Source organism: Streptomyces sp. NPDC034037 (assembly GCF_055575715.1).
The window spans coordinates 859,711-873,753 of sequence record NZ_JBVISC010000003.1 but is presented as its reverse complement, the minus strand read 5'-3'; the positions used below and the strand labels follow the sequence as shown (position 1 = coordinate 873,753).

Annotated in this window: 14 protein-coding genes; 8 read left to right on the top strand and 6 right to left on the bottom strand. The window is 74.9% G+C overall.

The window, feature by feature from the left end; genetic code table 11:
* Positions 1 to 26: 26 nt before the first annotated feature.
* Complete coding sequence (locus ACZ516_RS14415; protein ID WP_358588961.1) at positions 27 to 587, bottom strand: DUF5134 domain-containing protein; 561 nt, start codon at positions 585 to 587, stop codon at positions 27 to 29.
* Between the two features lie 167 nt (positions 588 to 754).
* Between ACZ516_RS14415 and ACZ516_RS14410 the strand changes: the two genes are divergently transcribed.
* From ACZ516_RS14410 to ACZ516_RS14395, 4 genes are all read left to right on the top strand, one after another.
* Positions 755 to 2,473, top strand: coding sequence for an FUSC family protein (locus ACZ516_RS14410; protein ID WP_469010325.1), 1,719 nt, complete (start codon positions 755 to 757; stop codon positions 2,471 to 2,473).
* 16 nt (positions 2,474 to 2,489) lie between these two features.
* Entirely contained in the window at positions 2,490 to 3,026 is a 537-nt protein-coding gene (locus tag ACZ516_RS14405; protein WP_469010323.1) for a MarR family winged helix-turn-helix transcriptional regulator, read from the top strand.
* 131 nt (positions 3,027 to 3,157) lie between these two features.
* Complete coding sequence (locus tag ACZ516_RS14400; RefSeq protein WP_361084538.1) at positions 3,158 to 3,508, top strand: DUF3311 domain-containing protein; 351 nt, start codon at positions 3,158 to 3,160, stop codon at positions 3,506 to 3,508.
* Positions 3,505 to 4,995, top strand: coding sequence for a sodium:solute symporter family protein (locus ACZ516_RS14395; protein ID WP_469010321.1), 1,491 nt, complete (start codon positions 3,505 to 3,507; stop codon positions 4,993 to 4,995). The genes ACZ516_RS14400 and ACZ516_RS14395 overlap by 4 nt, the downstream gene beginning before the upstream one ends.
* A 15-nt stretch (positions 4,996 to 5,010) precedes the next feature.
* Here ACZ516_RS14395 and ACZ516_RS14390 read toward each other — a convergent pair whose 3' ends face one another.
* Together ACZ516_RS14390 and ACZ516_RS14385 are read right to left on the bottom strand one after the other, a co-directional pair.
* Positions 5,011 to 6,363, bottom strand: coding sequence for an NAD(P)/FAD-dependent oxidoreductase (locus tag ACZ516_RS14390; protein WP_358588971.1), 1,353 nt, complete (start codon positions 6,361 to 6,363; stop codon positions 5,011 to 5,013).
* A 144-nt stretch (positions 6,364 to 6,507) separates the two neighbouring features.
* Entirely contained in the window at positions 6,508 to 6,900 is a 393-nt protein-coding gene (locus ACZ516_RS14385) for a VOC family protein (protein WP_469010319.1), read from the bottom strand.
* Between the two features lie 71 nt (positions 6,901 to 6,971).
* Between ACZ516_RS14385 and ACZ516_RS14380 the strand changes: the two genes are divergently transcribed.
* The gene (locus ACZ516_RS14380) at positions 6,972 to 7,526 is read left to right on the top strand and encodes a GNAT family N-acetyltransferase (protein ID WP_361084545.1); all 555 of its coding nucleotides are present in this window, start codon (positions 6,972 to 6,974) and stop codon (positions 7,524 to 7,526) included.
* A gap of 21 nt (positions 7,527 to 7,547) precedes the next feature.
* On the opposite strand, the gene ACZ516_RS14375 is transcribed toward ACZ516_RS14380, so the two are convergent.
* Both ACZ516_RS14375 and ACZ516_RS14370 read right to left on the bottom strand, forming a co-directional pair.
* A complete protein-coding gene (locus ACZ516_RS14375; protein WP_358588980.1) occupies positions 7,548 to 8,231 on the bottom strand; it encodes a glycerophosphodiester phosphodiesterase in 684 nt (227 codons plus the stop codon).
* Positions 8,232 to 8,576: 345 nt separating this feature from the next.
* A complete protein-coding gene (locus ACZ516_RS14370) occupies positions 8,577 to 10,118 on the bottom strand; it encodes a phosphatase PAP2 family protein (protein ID WP_469010318.1) in 1,542 nt (513 codons plus the stop codon).
* A gap of 96 nt (positions 10,119 to 10,214) precedes the next feature.
* On the opposite strand from ACZ516_RS14370, the gene ACZ516_RS14365 reads away from it, so the two are divergent.
* From ACZ516_RS14365 to ACZ516_RS14355, 3 genes are all read left to right on the top strand, one after another.
* Positions 10,215 to 10,589 carry a DUF488 domain-containing protein gene (locus ACZ516_RS14365; protein WP_469010316.1) on the top strand — a complete coding sequence of 125 codons (375 nt, stop codon included), beginning with the start codon at positions 10,215 to 10,217 and terminating at the stop codon, positions 10,587 to 10,589.
* 180 nt (positions 10,590 to 10,769) lie between these two features.
* Positions 10,770 to 11,786, top strand: a complete 1,017-nt coding sequence (locus ACZ516_RS14360; RefSeq protein ID WP_469010315.1) for an alpha/beta fold hydrolase — start codon at positions 10,770 to 10,772, stop codon at positions 11,784 to 11,786.
* Entirely contained in the window at positions 11,783 to 13,222 is a 1,440-nt protein-coding gene (locus ACZ516_RS14355; RefSeq protein ID WP_358913951.1) for a diacylglycerol kinase family protein, read from the top strand. The genes ACZ516_RS14360 and ACZ516_RS14355 overlap by 4 nt, the downstream gene beginning before the upstream one ends.
* 14 nt (positions 13,223 to 13,236) lie before the next feature.
* Here the strand turns inward: ACZ516_RS14355 and ACZ516_RS14350 are convergent, their stop codons facing one another.
* Positions 13,237 to 14,034 carry a helix-turn-helix domain-containing protein gene (locus tag ACZ516_RS14350; protein ID WP_469010314.1) on the bottom strand — a complete coding sequence of 266 codons (798 nt, stop codon included), beginning with the start codon at positions 14,032 to 14,034 and terminating at the stop codon, positions 13,237 to 13,239.
* Positions 14,035 to 14,043 lie beyond the last annotated feature (9 nt).

Genomic DNA, 14,043 nt, shown 5'->3' with positions numbered 1-14,043 from the left:
CGGCCGAGGCGTGGGCGCCGTCCCGGTCAGAGGGTCAGCAGCATCGCCAGCATGCCGATCCCCATCGACAGCCTGCACGCCAGCGCCAGCTCGGGCCGGTCCGCCCAGCCGAGGACCGCCGGGCCGCCGCCCTCGCCCGCCGCGACCGGCCCCGTGGGGGCGAGCCGCGCGCCGGACCACAGGACGTACCCGGCGAAGTAGAGCAGGAGGGCGCCGGTCACCGGCGGGAGACCCGCGCCCGAGTGGCCCGCGTGCGCGCCGGGCGTCACGACCATCGCCACCGACATGTAGACCATGGCGAACGCGCCGATGAGGTGGTGGACGTGGTGGCGGTTGGCCCGCGCCGCCCAGAGCGCGTGCAGCGCGGCCGCCCCGAACACCGCGGTGTAGCCCAGCCAGGCCCAGCGCGGCAGCGCGACGACCGCCGCGGGCACGGCCATCACCGCCATGCCGAACCCCATGAGCGCCTCGCCGCCCGCCGTGCGGCGCTGCGCCTCGATCCGGCTGCGCATCCGCAGCAGACAGTAGGTCCCGGTCGCCGCGCACAGCGCGACGAGCAGCCAGGCGGCCTGCGTCGGTCCGTGCACCGCACACCTCCCCCTGAAGACGTGTCGTCCGGAGCGATGCCCAGGCCCGGCGCGCCGTACCCCGGCGCACGGGGGTGCGGGGGGAGCACGGGGGAGTGCGGCACGGTCCCGGAAGCGGGGCCCGGAGTGTGTCTTTCACGGGTAAAACACTTGCTAATGTTTTAGGTATGAGCAGTACGCCGCCGTCCCCGCATCCGTCCCCCCGCCCCCGTCCCCGCCGGCTCCCGCTCGCCGGTGTGCTGCGTCCGGGCAAGCCCTCCGACATCTGGTTCAAGCCCGCGTGCAGCGTCGTCATGGCCACCGCGGCACCGAACCTGACGCTGCTGGCCCTCGGGCGGCTCGACCTCGTGATGTACACGATGGCCGGTTCCTTCTGTGCCCTGTACGCCCATCACCTGCCCTACGCCGCCCGGGCCCGCGCCCTGGCCGGGGTCGTCGCCGGGATGACCGCCGGGGTGGCCCTCGCGCTGGTCACCGCCTCCCTGACCGGCTCGGCGGCCGTGCTGGTGGCCGTCGGCGCGCTCCTCGCCGCCGCCCAGAAGACGCTGTGCGACGCGACCCGCGTCGGACCGCCCGGCCACCTGATCCTGACCTTCATCAGCTCGGCGACCCTCTTCGCGCCGCAGCGCCTCGACCAGGTCCCCGGGCACCTCGCGCTCACCCTCGCCGGAGGAGCCCTGGCCTGGCTGGTCGGCATGGCACCCGCCCTGGTGCGCCCGCACGGCCCCGAGCGCCGGGCCACCGCCCGCGCCCTGCGCGCCGTCGCCGCGTACGCCGACACCGCGTACGCCGAGGCGGCCGGACCGGCGGCCGAGCGGGCCCGCGCCGCCGCGGCCGGCGCGGTGCACGCCGCCTGGCAGACGCTGACGGCCACCGGCGCCCCCACCACCGGGGCGCGCCACGCACTGGCCCGCCTCCTGGTCCGCGCCGAGGAAACCTTCGCCGGTCCCGGCGCGGCCGACCCCGCCGCGCTGCGCGCCTGGGCCGCCGGACTGCGCGGCACGGGCGCCGTCCCGCGCCCCCACGACGTACGCCCCGGCGAACGCGACGAACTGCTGGGCGTCGCCGCCGAACTCGCCGCGGGCGGGCCGTCGCTGTGGCGCCGCCTCGCACCGGGCTCCCCGCTGCTGCCCGTCGCGCTGCGCACCGCCCTCGGCTGCGCCCTCGCCGGCTACGCCTCGCTCGCTCTCGGTGTCGGCCGCCCCTACTGGGCCCTGGTCACCGCCGCTTCCCTCTACCAGGCCAATGTGACGCTCACCTGGAACCGCGGCGTGCAGCGCGTGGTCGGCAACCTCGTGGGTGTGCTCGCCTTCGCCGCCATCGCGCCCTTCGCCCACCTCGGCCACGCGGAACTCGTCGTGAGCGCTCTCGCCCTCGCCTTCGGCGCGGAGGCCCTGATCAGCCGGAACTACTGGCTCGGCACCGTGTGCGTGACACCGATGGCGCTGCTCGTCACCGAGTTCGGGCGCTTCCAGCCGCCCGGCGAACTCATCCTCGACCGCGTGGTGGACACCCTCGTCGGAGCCGCGCTCGGCGTCGCGGCGGCCGCCCTCGTCACCAACCGGCGCGCCGCATACCGGATCGAACAGGCCGTGGCGGCCGTCGACCGGGCCCGCGAGCGGGCCGAGGCCGCCCTCGCGGGGACGGGCGGGGTCGCGTCCGCGCGGCGCCGGCTCACCGCCGCCCTCGTCGAGCTGCGCACCACCGCCGACGCGGCCGCCGGGGAGTGGTGGCCGCGCGCCCTGCCCGAACAGCGGGTGGTCGCCGCCGAACGCGCCGGACACCGTACGCTCGCGGCGACGGTCCGCCGGCAGAGCGGTGGGCACGGCCAGGGGACGCGGCTCCGCGAAGGAACCGCCGACGCCTGGGAGGGCGTACGAGCATGAGAGTGAAGACACGGGCATGAGATCAGAGAACGGTCCGGTGCGGAGCCCCGGCGGGGACACCGTGGCCGCGGTGGTGCGGCAGTGGCGGACGGTGCGCCCCGACATCGACACCGGGCCGATGGAGGTGATCGGCCGCATCAACCGCTGCGCGGCCCTCCTCCAGCAGGCCGAGGACGCCCCGCTGCGCCGGGCGGGCCTGACCCGCGCCGAGTTCGACCTGCTCGGCGCGCTGCGCCGCACCGAACACGAGCTGACGCCCGGGGAACTGGCCCGCGAGACCTTCTCCTCGGGCGCCGCGGTCACCAAGCGGCTCAAGCAGCTTCAGGAACGGCGGCTGGTCGACCGCCGGGCCGACGCCCGGGACCGGCGGGTGGCACACGTGCGGCTCACCGACGCGGGACGCGACCTGGTCGACGCGCTCCTGCCCGAGCAACTCGCGTACGAGACGGTGGTGCTGTCCGTGCTCGGCGGGGAGGAACAGGACCGGCTGAGCGGCCTCCTGGGAGAGTTGCTGGCCCAGCTGGAGGGCCGGCTCGGGGTGCGCAGAGGCTGAGGGCGACACCCCTCGCGTACGACACCCCCCTCGCGTACGACACCCTCCGCGCACCCCGCGTGCGCCACCCCCGTATAGCCCGTGTACGACACCCAGTACGGCCGCCTCGCGTACGGCCGTGAAGGAGCACGATGTCCCGCCCGGACCATCCCGCGCCGCCGCCCACCGACCCGCTGGACGGACTGCCCACCCTGCGGGGCGTCGCGCGGCCCTCGCTGTGGCTGCTGCTCGTGCCCGCCGTGCTCTACGGCGCCGCGCCGCTGGTGGCCAACCGCGTGGAGCCGCGCGTCCTCGGCGTCCCCTTCCTGCTCGCCTGGGTCATCGCCGCCACCCTCGTCAGCCCGCTCGTCATCTGGCTGGTGGCCCGCCTCGACCCGGCGTACCGGCTGAACGCGGTCGAGCCGCTCCCCGCCGACGACCTGGAGGACCTGGCCGACCTGGCCGGGGCCGGCCCCGATGAGCCGCGGCGAGGCGGCCGATGAGCGGGTCCGCCGCGATCGCGACCACGGTCTTCGCCCTGGCCATGGCCGCCACCATCGGCATCGGCGTGCTCAGCGCGCGCGGCCGGTCCAAGGGGCTCGCCGAGTGGTCCGTGTCCAGCCGCGGGCTCGGCGTGCTGTTCATCTGGCTGCTGATGGCGGGCGAGACGTACACCAGCTTCTCGTTCCTCGGGACGGCCGGCTGGTCGTACTCCTTCGGCGCGCCGATCCTCTACCTCGTCGCGTATCTGACCGTCGGCTTCGCCGTCGCCTATGTCGTGGGCCCCGCCCTGTGGACGTACGCCTCGCGGCACGGCCTCATCTCGATCGCCGACATCGCCGAATTCCGCTTCAGGTCACGCCCGGTGGGCATCCTGGTGGCGGTCGTCGCGACCGTCTTCCTCGTCCCCTACATCCAGGTGCAGATCCAGGGCATGGGCGTCGTCGTGCACGCCATGACGTACGGCGGCGTGGACCTGAAGGTGGCCGCCGTCGTCTCCTTCGTCGTCGCCGAGGTGTTCGTCCTCGTGTCGGGGCTGCGGGGGTCGGCCTGGGTGAGCGCGGTCAAGGACGTCCTGGTGATCCTCGCCGTGGTGTGCCTCGCCGTGTACATCCCCGTGCACTACGTCGGCGGTCTCGGCGACCTCATGGAGCGCATGGTGACCGAGAAGGCGGAGTGGCTGACCTTCCCCGGGCACGCCTCGGGCGGCCGCGACGCGGTGTGGTTCCTGAGCACCGTCGCCCTCAACGCCGTGACCATCACCGTCTTCCCCACGACGGTCGCCGGCTACCTCAGCGCCAAGAGCCCCAACGCCCTGCGCCGCAACGCCCTGTTGCTGCCCTGGTACCAACTGCTGCTGTTCGTGCCGATGGTCGTCGGCGTCACCGCGCTCTTCGCGATGCCGGCCCTCGGCAACCCGGACCTCGCGCTGTTCGCTCTCGTCACGGACTCGCTGCCCGCGCCGCTCGTGGCCGTCATCGGGGTCGCGGGCGCGCTGTCGGCCCTCGTGCCGATGAGCGTGTTCATGCTGTCGATCGGCACCCTGTGGGGCCGTACCGTCCTCGGCGGCGGCAACGGATCCGACCCGCGCGCACGCCGCGCCGCCGACGGCGGGGCCGAGGCACGCGACCTACGGGCCAAGCGGCTCTCCCAGGCGGTGTGCGTCCTCGCGGGCCTGCTGGCGCTCGCGGGCAGCCTGTTCCACCCCGACACCCTGGTGGAGCTGTCCGTCCTGTCGTACGAGGGCCTGGCCCAACTGGTGCCGGTCGTGCTGCTCGCCCTGTTCTGGCGGCGGCTCACGGCGCGGGCCGCCGTCGCGGGGCTGTGCGCGGGCCTCACGGTGATGCTCGGCCTGTGGGGCACGGACCACGACCCCTTGCACGGGATCAACGGCGGCGTCATCGCCCTGGCCGCCAACCTGGTGGTGGCGACGGCGGTCACCGCCCTCGCCCCCGGCCCCGGGCGGAGCGCCGCGGCGCCCGCGCCCTGAGGCCGGCGGCGCGCCTCACAGCCCGGCTGCCGCCACCCGCTCGCCGATCTCCTCCTTGGAGAGGTACGCGTCCGTCATCTCGAAGTCCTTGAGGGTGGCCGGGCGCTGCGCCTGGAAGCCGGTGCGCACATAGTCGTCGCCCGCGACCGCGTTGAGCCCCCAGTTGGCGGCCGTGCGGAACCGGGCGGTCACCGTGCGCAGGGCGCCCAGGTGGTACCCGCGCGCCACCACCTGGGCGGGCAGCCCGGTCAGCTGCACGCCCAGCGGCTTGGACACCGCCTGGATGCCGCCGAGGTCCACGACCAGGCCCATGTCCTTGTGCCGGTAGTCGGCGAGCGGCAGGCCCCGCAGCGCGGCGAGGACGTTCCTCGCCGCGGCCCAGCCCTGGCGCATGGCGTGCTGGGCGGTCGGCGGGCAGATGGCGTCGCCGCCCTTGACGACGTCCGGCACCGCCGCCGCGTCGCCGAGCGCGAAGACACCGTCGAGGCCCGGCACCGTCAGATCCGGCCGGACGACCAGGCGGCCCCGGTTGGTGTCGGCGCCGAGCGTCGCGATGAGCGGGCTGGGCGCGACGCCCGCGGTCCAGATCAGCGTGCGGCACGGCAGGACGCGGTCGTCGGTGAGGGTGACGGTGTCCTCGGTCGCCTTGGCCACGGACACCCCGAGCGAGACGTTCACGCCCCGGCGCTGCATGATCTCCATCGCCTTCTCGCCGAGCCGGTCGCCCAGCTCCGGCATCAGCTTCGGGGCCACGTCGACCACGTGCCACTTGATCTGAGACACGTCAAGACCCCGGTAGCGCTTGACGGCCGCGCACGTCAGACGCTGGAGGTAGGCGGCCGTCTCCACGCCCGCGTATCCGCCGCCGACCACGACGAACTGCAGCCGCTGCTCCCGCTCCTCGCGGTGCGAGCTGGCCGCCGCCAGGTCCAGCTGGGAGATGACGTGATCGCGGATCCAGGCGGCCTCGGCGAGCGTCTTGACGCCCACCGCGTACTTGTCGACGCCGGGGATGTCGAACTGCCGGGTCACACTGCCCGGCGTCAGGACCAGGTAGTCGTAGCGCTCCACGACCTCCTCGCCGTTGATCTTCCGTACGATCACGGCCTTGGCCTTGGTGTCCACGCCGATGGCGCCGCCCGGCACGATCGCCGTGCGGCGCAGCATCCGGCGCAGGGGCACCGCGACCGACTGCGGGGTGAGCACCCCGGCCGCGACGTGCGGGAGCAGGGGCAGGTAGAGCTGGTGGTCCATCGGACTGATAAGCCGCAGCTCCGCCTCGTGTGGCGCGAGTTTCCTCTCCAGCTTGTGCGCGCACTCCATGCCGGCGAACCCGCCGCCGACGATGAGGATCCGGGGAGCTGCCATGTGATGTCACTCCAACACTGTGGGAGATCGTCTTGCTGGATCTTCTCGGGACCGTACCTGTGGCCTTGTACCCCTGCATCCCGGATGGATGAATCGTGTGACGTGCTTCACATCGGCCCGGGGGTGCTCGCGGGGCGCGTCCCGTCAGATCCCCGGCCGGAAGCGGATGGGGTGGTCCTCGGGGACCTCGACGAGGACGATCCGCAGGCCGTCCGGATCCTCGATCCACATCTCGACCAGGCCCCAGGGCTCCTTGACCGGCGGCCGGACCACGTCGACGCCCCGGCCGGCCAGCTCCGCGTGCGCCGCGTGCACGTCCGGGACCTGGAGCCACAGCTGGAGCGAGGGCGGGGGAGGGGTGTCGGAGCGGCTCGAGAGTTCCAGGAAGCCGCCGCCGAGGAAGTAGACGGTGCCGCGCTCGGGGCCGGTGCCGAACTCGCGGTAGACGGCGAGGCCCAGCGTCTGGCCGTAGAACGCCCGGGAGCGCTCCGGATCGGTCGGGTGGACAAGGGTCCTGCTGCTCAGTACATGCACCATGCGGCCGCACCCTAGCGCCGCGTTAGGCTCGGCGGAGCAGCAAGCCGCGCCCAGATCGGAGAAACCTGTCGATGGACACCGCCCCGCGCCCCCTCACCGGCGACGTCACCTTCCGCGACGCGGGCCCGGCCGACGTGGACGCGCTCGTCGCGCTCATCGAGTCGGCGTACCGGGGGGACGCGAGCCGGGCCGGGTGGACCACCGAGGCGGACATCCTCCAGGGGCAGCGCACCGACCCGCAGGGCGTCGCCGAGGTCATCGAGTCGCCCGGGAGCCGCCTGCTGGCCGTCGAGCGCGACGGCGCGCTCGTCGCCTGCTGCCAGCTCGAGCACCGTGGCGAGCACGCCTACTTCGGGATGTTCGCGGTGAGCCCGGCCCAGCAGGGCGGGGGCCTCGGCAAGGTGATCATCGCCGAGGCGGAGCGGGTGGCGCGCGAGGAGTGGGGCGCCCGGGAGATGCACATGACCGTGATCTCCGTACGCGAGGACCTCATCGCCTGGTACGAGCGGCGCGGCTACGGCCGTACGGGAGAGACGACCCCCTTCCCGTACGGCGACGAGCGCTTCGGCATTCCGCAGCGCGCCGACCTCCGCTTCGAGCTCCTCGTCAAGGACCTCGCGCTCTGAGGGCCGGGGCCGCGCGCGCCCTCAGGCCGTGAAGCGGCCCGTCCGCTTGATCTCCGGGTAGTCGGTGGTCGCGCCGTCCAGTTGCAGCGCGCGCACCAGCCGCAGGTCGTCCTGCGTGTTCACGACCCAGCCGATGATCCGCAGGCCGGCCTTCCTGGCGTGCTCCACGACTTCCAGCGTCAGCCGCCGGATGTTGAGGACCAGCGTGGTGGCGCCGACGGCGGTGGCGCGCTCCACGACGTCGGTGCCGTAACGGCTCGCGACGAGCGCGGTGCGCACCCCGGGCACCAGGCGGGCGATCTCCGCGAGCGCCTTGTCGTGGAAGGAGATCACCTCCACGCGCGCGACCAGGTCGCGGCGGTGCATGACCTCGGCCAGGGCGCGCGCGGCCGCCACGTCCTTGATCTCGGCCTGCAGCGGCGCCCGCACGGCGTCCAGGACCTCCTCGAAGACGGGAACGCGCTCGCCGCGGCCGGCGTCCAGCTCCCGCAGCTCGGCGAGGGTCTTCTCGGCGATGGGTCCCTTGCCGTCGGTCGTCCGGGCCACGTCGGCGTCGTGCATGACGACGAGGGCGCCGTCCTTGCTCAGGTGCAGATCGAGTTCGATGAGATCGAGGCCCGCGGCTTGCGCGGCGATGAAGGAACGGAGGGTGTTCTCGGGCTCGACACCCATGACCCCGCGATGACCGATGGTGAGGAAGTTCAAGGCCCACTCGCTTCCGTCGACGGCGGCTCGGCGACCGCGCGGTCAGGACGGAGGGGACCACGCGGCAATGCCGCAGCCTAACGGCCCGCCACGGCGTGCGAACCGCTCGCGGGAGGCCGCGCGGAGCCCTCCGCTCTGGTCCCCGCGATGCCGAGGACCAGTCCGGTGACGAGGGCTGCGACAAGGACGGCACGGGTGCTCAAAAGCTCGCTGCTCCAGACGGGCGGAGGACGGCTGACCCCGCCCGTCCTACCCGTAGGGGGTCCGCGGCGCGCGCCGCTTCACCCGGGGGTGGGCGAGTCCCGGGAGCGTTGACCCGGTGGCGCGGGAGGCAGGGGGACGGGGTCAGGCGGAGCGGCGTCTCGCCGCCGCGAGTGACGCCGTGCGGGCCAGCTGGGTGATCTCGTCCTCCGGCGCGGCCGGGCTGTACACCGTCAGGGCGCCCCGCCGCTTGTCCAGGAGCAGCGCGTCCGGCGCCGGCCCCCGCTCGCCGTCGTACGCGAGGTCCGGCACGTCCTCCAGACCGCTGATCCGCAGCCGCTCGACGCGTTCGGCGCGGTAGAGGTGGGAGCGCCGCAGCGCGCCGGCCAGCGCGGACAGGGCGAGCCGGGTCCGGGCCAGCGGCACCTCCGCGTCGACCGTACGGACATCGAGGAGCCCCTCGTCCAGCTCGGGCCGGTGCGTGGGGGCCAGGCCCTCCGGCAGATAGCGGCCGTTGCCCGCGAACAGCAGCCACAGGACACGGTCGTGGCCGTCGAGCCGGACCCGCAGCGGCGCCGCGTCCCGCAGGACGCCCAGCAACGACACCGCCGCCGCGGGCCACTTGCCGATGCGCCCCTCCAACCGCTCACGTCTGCGCACCAGTTCCGGATAGAGCCCGATGCTGAACGTGTTCACGAAACCCGTGACGTCCGCCCCCGCACCGTCCCTGACCCGCGCCAGGTCCACCCTGACGGCCTCGCCGCGCCGCACGGCGTGCGCGGTGTCCTCGAAGGTCACCGTGCCCGCGTCCAGCGCGAAGTGGTTCAGGGTGCCGCCGGGGAAGACCGCGAGCGGCACCCCGGCCGCGACGGCCCGGCGGGCGGCGGCGTTGACCGTGCCGTCCCCGCCGCACACCCCGAGCGCCCCGCCCGACTCGGCGGCCCGCGCGACCGCCTTGTCCAGGAGCTCGCCCAGGTCGTCGTCCGGCCCGCACGCGAGGATGTCCGCCTTCGGCAGCAGCAGCTCGACGTACTGCCCGGCGGGCGGCCGGCCCGGCACGCCCTTGCCGGCGCCGGAGTTCACGACGACCACCAGACCCTCGCCGTCGGACAGCGCGGGCGCCGCCGCCCGGGTCCGCCCGATCCGCGCGGGCGCCGGGCGGGGCGGCCACCAGTAGCAGGTGACCGCCGCCGCGGCCGCGCCGAGCGCGATGCCCGCCAGCACGTCACCGGGGTAGTGGACCCCTACGTACACCCGGGAGAAGGCAACGGCCGCGGCGACCGGCGCGACCACGGCCCCGTAGGGGGGCGACTCCAGGGCCACCCCCGTGGCGAACGCCGCCGCCGACGCCGCGTGCCCGGACGGGAACGACGACGTCCACGGCGCCTTCGCCAGCCGGCGCACCAGGGGCACGGCGTCGTGCACCGGACGGCTGCGGCGCACCGCGTACTTCGCGACCGCGTTCGTGGCCAGCGAGGCGAGCGCCAGCGCGCCCACGCCCCGGCGCGCGGCCCGCCGGGCGGCCGGCCCGCCGGCGGCGGCCAGGACCGCGGCCGAGGCGCACCACAGCCGCCCGTGGTTCGCCGCCGCGCTCAGCGGCGGCAGCACCTGCTCCGCCCCGGGCAGCCGCGCCGCCGCCACCCGCTCGAACCACCGCCGGTCGATCCTGCCGATGCGTCCCGTCATGGCCTCACTGCAACAGGGGCCGGGGGCCGGGGCCCGTGCTGCTCGCCCGAACGGGTCACGCGGGCGGCGCCCGCCCGGCGGACGGACAATGCCGACATGACGACAAGGCGTTCTCTCGACGTACGGGTCAAGCGCGTCCACGACCCCGAGGAGCCGGACGACGGCGCCCGCGTCCTCGTCGACCGGCTGTGGCCCCGGGGCATCTCCAAGGAGCGCGCCGCCCTGACGGCCTGGGACAAGGACCTCGCCCCCTCCGCCGAACTGCGCCGCTGGTACGGACACGACCCCGCGCGCTTCGAGGAGTTCGCCGAGCGCTACCGCCAGGAGCTGGCCGACGACGAACGGGCGGCGGAGCTCACCCGCCTGCGCGGCCTCGCCCGCACCGGCCGCCTGACCCTGCTCACGGCGACGAAGGACCTGCCCCACGGGCACGTGCCGGTCCTGGTCGAGGCGCTGAGGTCGGAGCACTGACGGCGCGGTCCGCGTCGACGGCGGCTCCCCGGACCCGATCGTCACGTGGCACGCGCGGCGTCGGTCCGGCTGCCGCTGTTTGCCGGAACGGCAACAGACCTCGCGGGTGTCCGCCCGTGCGCCGCATGATCGTGCGCGGAGCCGACGGCTTCCAGGACACCGAGGACACCAGGAGGATCCATGGCCCGGCACACACCCCTCGCGGACCCCACGCACCGCGTCGTCCCCTCGCCCGCGGGCCGCATCCACCTGGTCGAGCAGGGCTCGGGACCACTCGTCCTGCTGGTGCACGGCTTCCCCGAGTCCTGGTACTCCTGGCGGCACCAGCTGCCGGCCCTGGCCGCCGCCGGCTACCGGGCGGTCGCCGTGGACGTCCGCGGGTACGGCCGCTCCAGCAGGCCGGACGACGTGGCCGCGTACCGGATGCTCGAACTCGTCGAGGACAACGTCGCGGTGGTGCGCGCCCTCGGCGAGGAGACCGCGGTGATCGTGGGCCACGACTGGGGCGCGAACATCGCCGCGCACTCCGCCCTCGTCAGGGCGGACGTGTTCCGCGCGGCGGCCCTGCTGAGCGTGCCCTATACGCCGCCCGGCGGCCCGCGCCCCAGCGAGGTGTTCGCACAGCTGGGCGGCGACGAGGAGTTTTACGTCTCCCTCTTCCAGGAACCCGGGCGCGCCGAGGCCGAGATCGAGCCCGACGTCCGCGGCTGGCTCGCGGGCTTCTACGCGGCCTTCTCCGCCGGCACCATGCCCGGACCGCACGAGCCGGACCCGCACTTCGCCGCCCCGGGCCGGCCGCTGCGGGACCGCTTCCCGACGGGCCCCCTGCCCGGCTGGCTCGGCGAGGCGGATCTCGACGTCTACGCCGGGGAGTTCGAGCGGACGGGACTGACCGGGGCGCTCAACTGCTACCGGAACATGGACCGGGACTGGGAAGAGCTCGGGCGTTTCGCCGGCGCGCCCCTGACCCAGCCGAGCCTGTTCATCGGCGGCGCCCTGGACGCCTCCACCACATGGCTGGCCGACGCGATCGACGCCTTCCCCGCCACGCTGCCGGGCCTGCGCGGCTCGCACATCCTGGAGGGCTGCGGCCACTGGGTCCAACAGGAGCGCCCCGCCGAGGTCAACGACCTGCTGACCGCCTGGCTCGCCGATGGTGGCCTCTCTGACGCCAACCGGGGTATACGGGGGGCATGAAAGATCTCTTGAGGCACCGCGCCCGGCGGCTGATCGGCGCCGACCACCCCCTGTTGTTCGGCGGAATCGCCGCCGGGATGTGGGCCCTCGGCGGAGCCCGGGGGCGGCGCGCGGCGGTGCGTGGAGTCACCTCGCTCGCGCTCGCCTCGGTGACCGTCAACGCCCTCGGCAAGCACACGGTGGGGCAGTCGCGCCCCGCCCAGGGCGCGGCACCCCTGTTGCGACGGCTGCCCCGCAAGCCGCTCACCGGCCCCTATCCGTCGGCCCACGCCGCCGCGGCGGCCGCGTTCGCGACGGGCGCCGCCCTGGAGTCGCCGGGCTGGGGCGCCGCCCTGGCCCCGCTGGCGGCCACGGTCGCGTACTCCCACGTCCGGGGCGACGCGCACGGCCCCCGGGACGTCCTGGTCGGCGCGGCCCTCGGCGTGGGCGCCGCCTACGCGGTGCGGGGGATGGTCCCCACCCGGGCGCAACTCCCGCCGCCCGCCCGGCCCCGCGTCGACGCGCCTGCCCTGCCCGACGGGGAGGGCCTGGTCGTGGTGGTCAACCCCTCCTCCGGCGCCCAGCCCCAGCTGGCCGACCCCGTCCGACAGCTGCGGACCGCCCTGCCGCGCGCCGAGGTGGTGCTCTACGAGGAGGAGGCCGGGGCCCTGCCCAAGGTCCTGGAGGAGGCGGCGCGGGAGGCCGCCCGGCGCGGCGGCGTCCTCGGTGTGTGCGGGGGAGACGGCACGGTCAACGCCGCCGTGACACCCGCCCTGCGGTTCAAGGTGCCGCTGATGGTGCTGCCCGGCGGCACGTTCAACCACTTCGCCGCCGACCTCGGGGTCGACACCGTCGCGGACGCCTGCGCGGCCGTCCGCGAGGGCAGCGCGGTACGGGCCGACGTCGGCCGCGTCAAGCCGCTGGCCGGGATAGGGCCGGCGGGCAGGACCCACACCGAGCCCACCTACTTCCTCAACACCTTCAGCCTCGGCAGCTACCCCGACCTCGTCCGCAGCCGCGAACACTGGTCGCCGAAGATCGGCGGCCCGGCCGCCACCCTGCTCGGTGTCGCCCAGATCCTGCGCACCGGACGCCCGCTGCGCGCCGTGGTGAACGGCCGCCGCCGCTCCATCTGGCTGCTCTTCGCGGGCAACGGCGCCTACCGCAGCGTGGGCATCGCCCCGGTGCGCAGGCACGACCTGGCGGACGGCCTGCTGGACGTCCGCATCGCGCACGGCGGCCGCTTCGCGCGCAGCCGGCTGCTGGCCGCCGCGCTCGCGGGCCAGCTCACCCGTACCCGCGTCTACGCCGCCGCCCGCCCCCAGCGGCTCGTCATCTCCGGGCTGCCCGAGGGCACGCAGATGGCGTACGACGGCGAGGTGACGGACGCCCCGTGCGCGCTGCTCGTCGACAAGCTCCCCGAGGCCCTCACGGTGTACCGCCCGACGGCCGATTAGCGCCGCACCACGCCTCAGACGAAGGTGACGGTCGGGTCCGCCGGCGTCAGGACGAGCCAGCGCAGCGAGGCGTCGTCGAAGCGGCCGAACGTCATGACGCGTACGTCGAGCGGGTCGGGCGCGACCAGGGGGAAGAACATCGGACGAGCCGGGGTGGCGGCCGGGTCCGGGACCTCGGCGAAGGCGTCCCACAGCTCGGCGACACCCGGTTCGCGCCGCACGGTGCGCACCACCTCGTCCAGCCGCTCGTTGTCCGGCCACCGCTGCCAGGCCAGCCGCAGCCGGGCGAGCAGCGCGCCGGCCCACCGGGTCTCCCAGTCCCGCAGCTGATAGCGGGCCTGCGGTGAGAAGGCCCAGGTCATGACGTTCGCGCCGGGGTGGACCAGCCAGGGGCAGTGGCGCGCGGCCACGGCGTTGGCCGCGACCACGTCCCACGCCTGGTCGCAGATCCAGCTCACGCGGCGCTGCTGGTGCAGCAGGTCGAGCAGCGCCTCGTCCACGCGCGCGTCGGGCGGCGGGCGGTGCGGCGGCCGAAGGCCCGTGCCGAGGTGGAGGGCGTCCGCCTGCGTGGGGGACAGGCCGAGGACGCGGACCACCCCGGTGATCATCTCCGGCGCGTAGCCGCGGTCCTCGCCCCTCTCCAGCGCGCGGTACCAGCGCTCGGACACGCCGAGCAGCAGCGCCATGTCGAGCTGCGTGAGGTAGCGGCGGTGGCCGCGGAACGGCACGGGACCCGGCAGCAGAGCGGGGTCGCGGGCCATCCGCCAGGCGCGCAGCATCCGCCCCAGGTCCGCACGTCGCGCGTCGGGCAAGGGTAAAGA

Excerpts from the sequence above, each read along its gene's own strand:
- ACZ516_RS14390 (WP_358588971.1), bottom strand. The coding sequence starts at position 6,363 with ATGGCAGCTCCCCGGATCCTCATCGTCGGCGGCGGGTTCGCCGGCATG.
- ACZ516_RS14405 (WP_469010323.1), top strand. The coding sequence starts at position 2,490 with ATGAGATCAGAGAACGGTCCGGTGCGGAGCCCCGGCGGGGACACCGTG.
- ACZ516_RS14365 (WP_469010316.1), top strand. The coding sequence starts at position 10,215 with ATGACGACAAGGCGTTCTCTCGACGTACGGGTCAAGCGCGTCCACGAC.
- ACZ516_RS14360 (WP_469010315.1), top strand. The coding sequence starts at position 10,770 with ATGGCCCGGCACACACCCCTCGCGGACCCCACGCACCGCGTCGTCCCC.
- ACZ516_RS14410 (WP_469010325.1), top strand. The coding sequence starts at position 755 with ATGAGCAGTACGCCGCCGTCCCCGCATCCGTCCCCCCGCCCCCGTCCC.
- ACZ516_RS14370 (WP_469010318.1), bottom strand. The coding sequence starts at position 10,118 with ATGACGGGACGCATCGGCAGGATCGACCGGCGGTGGTTCGAGCGGGTG.
- ACZ516_RS14400 (WP_361084538.1), top strand. The coding sequence starts at position 3,158 with ATGTCCCGCCCGGACCATCCCGCGCCGCCGCCCACCGACCCGCTGGAC.
- ACZ516_RS14380 (WP_361084545.1), top strand. The coding sequence starts at position 6,972 with ATGGACACCGCCCCGCGCCCCCTCACCGGCGACGTCACCTTCCGCGAC.
- ACZ516_RS14395 (WP_469010321.1), top strand. The coding sequence starts at position 3,505 with ATGAGCGGGTCCGCCGCGATCGCGACCACGGTCTTCGCCCTGGCCATG.
- ACZ516_RS14385 (WP_469010319.1), bottom strand. The coding sequence starts at position 6,900 with ATGGTGCATGTACTGAGCAGCAGGACCCTTGTCCACCCGACCGATCCG.
- ACZ516_RS14355 (WP_358913951.1), top strand. The coding sequence starts at position 11,783 with ATGAAAGATCTCTTGAGGCACCGCGCCCGGCGGCTGATCGGCGCCGAC.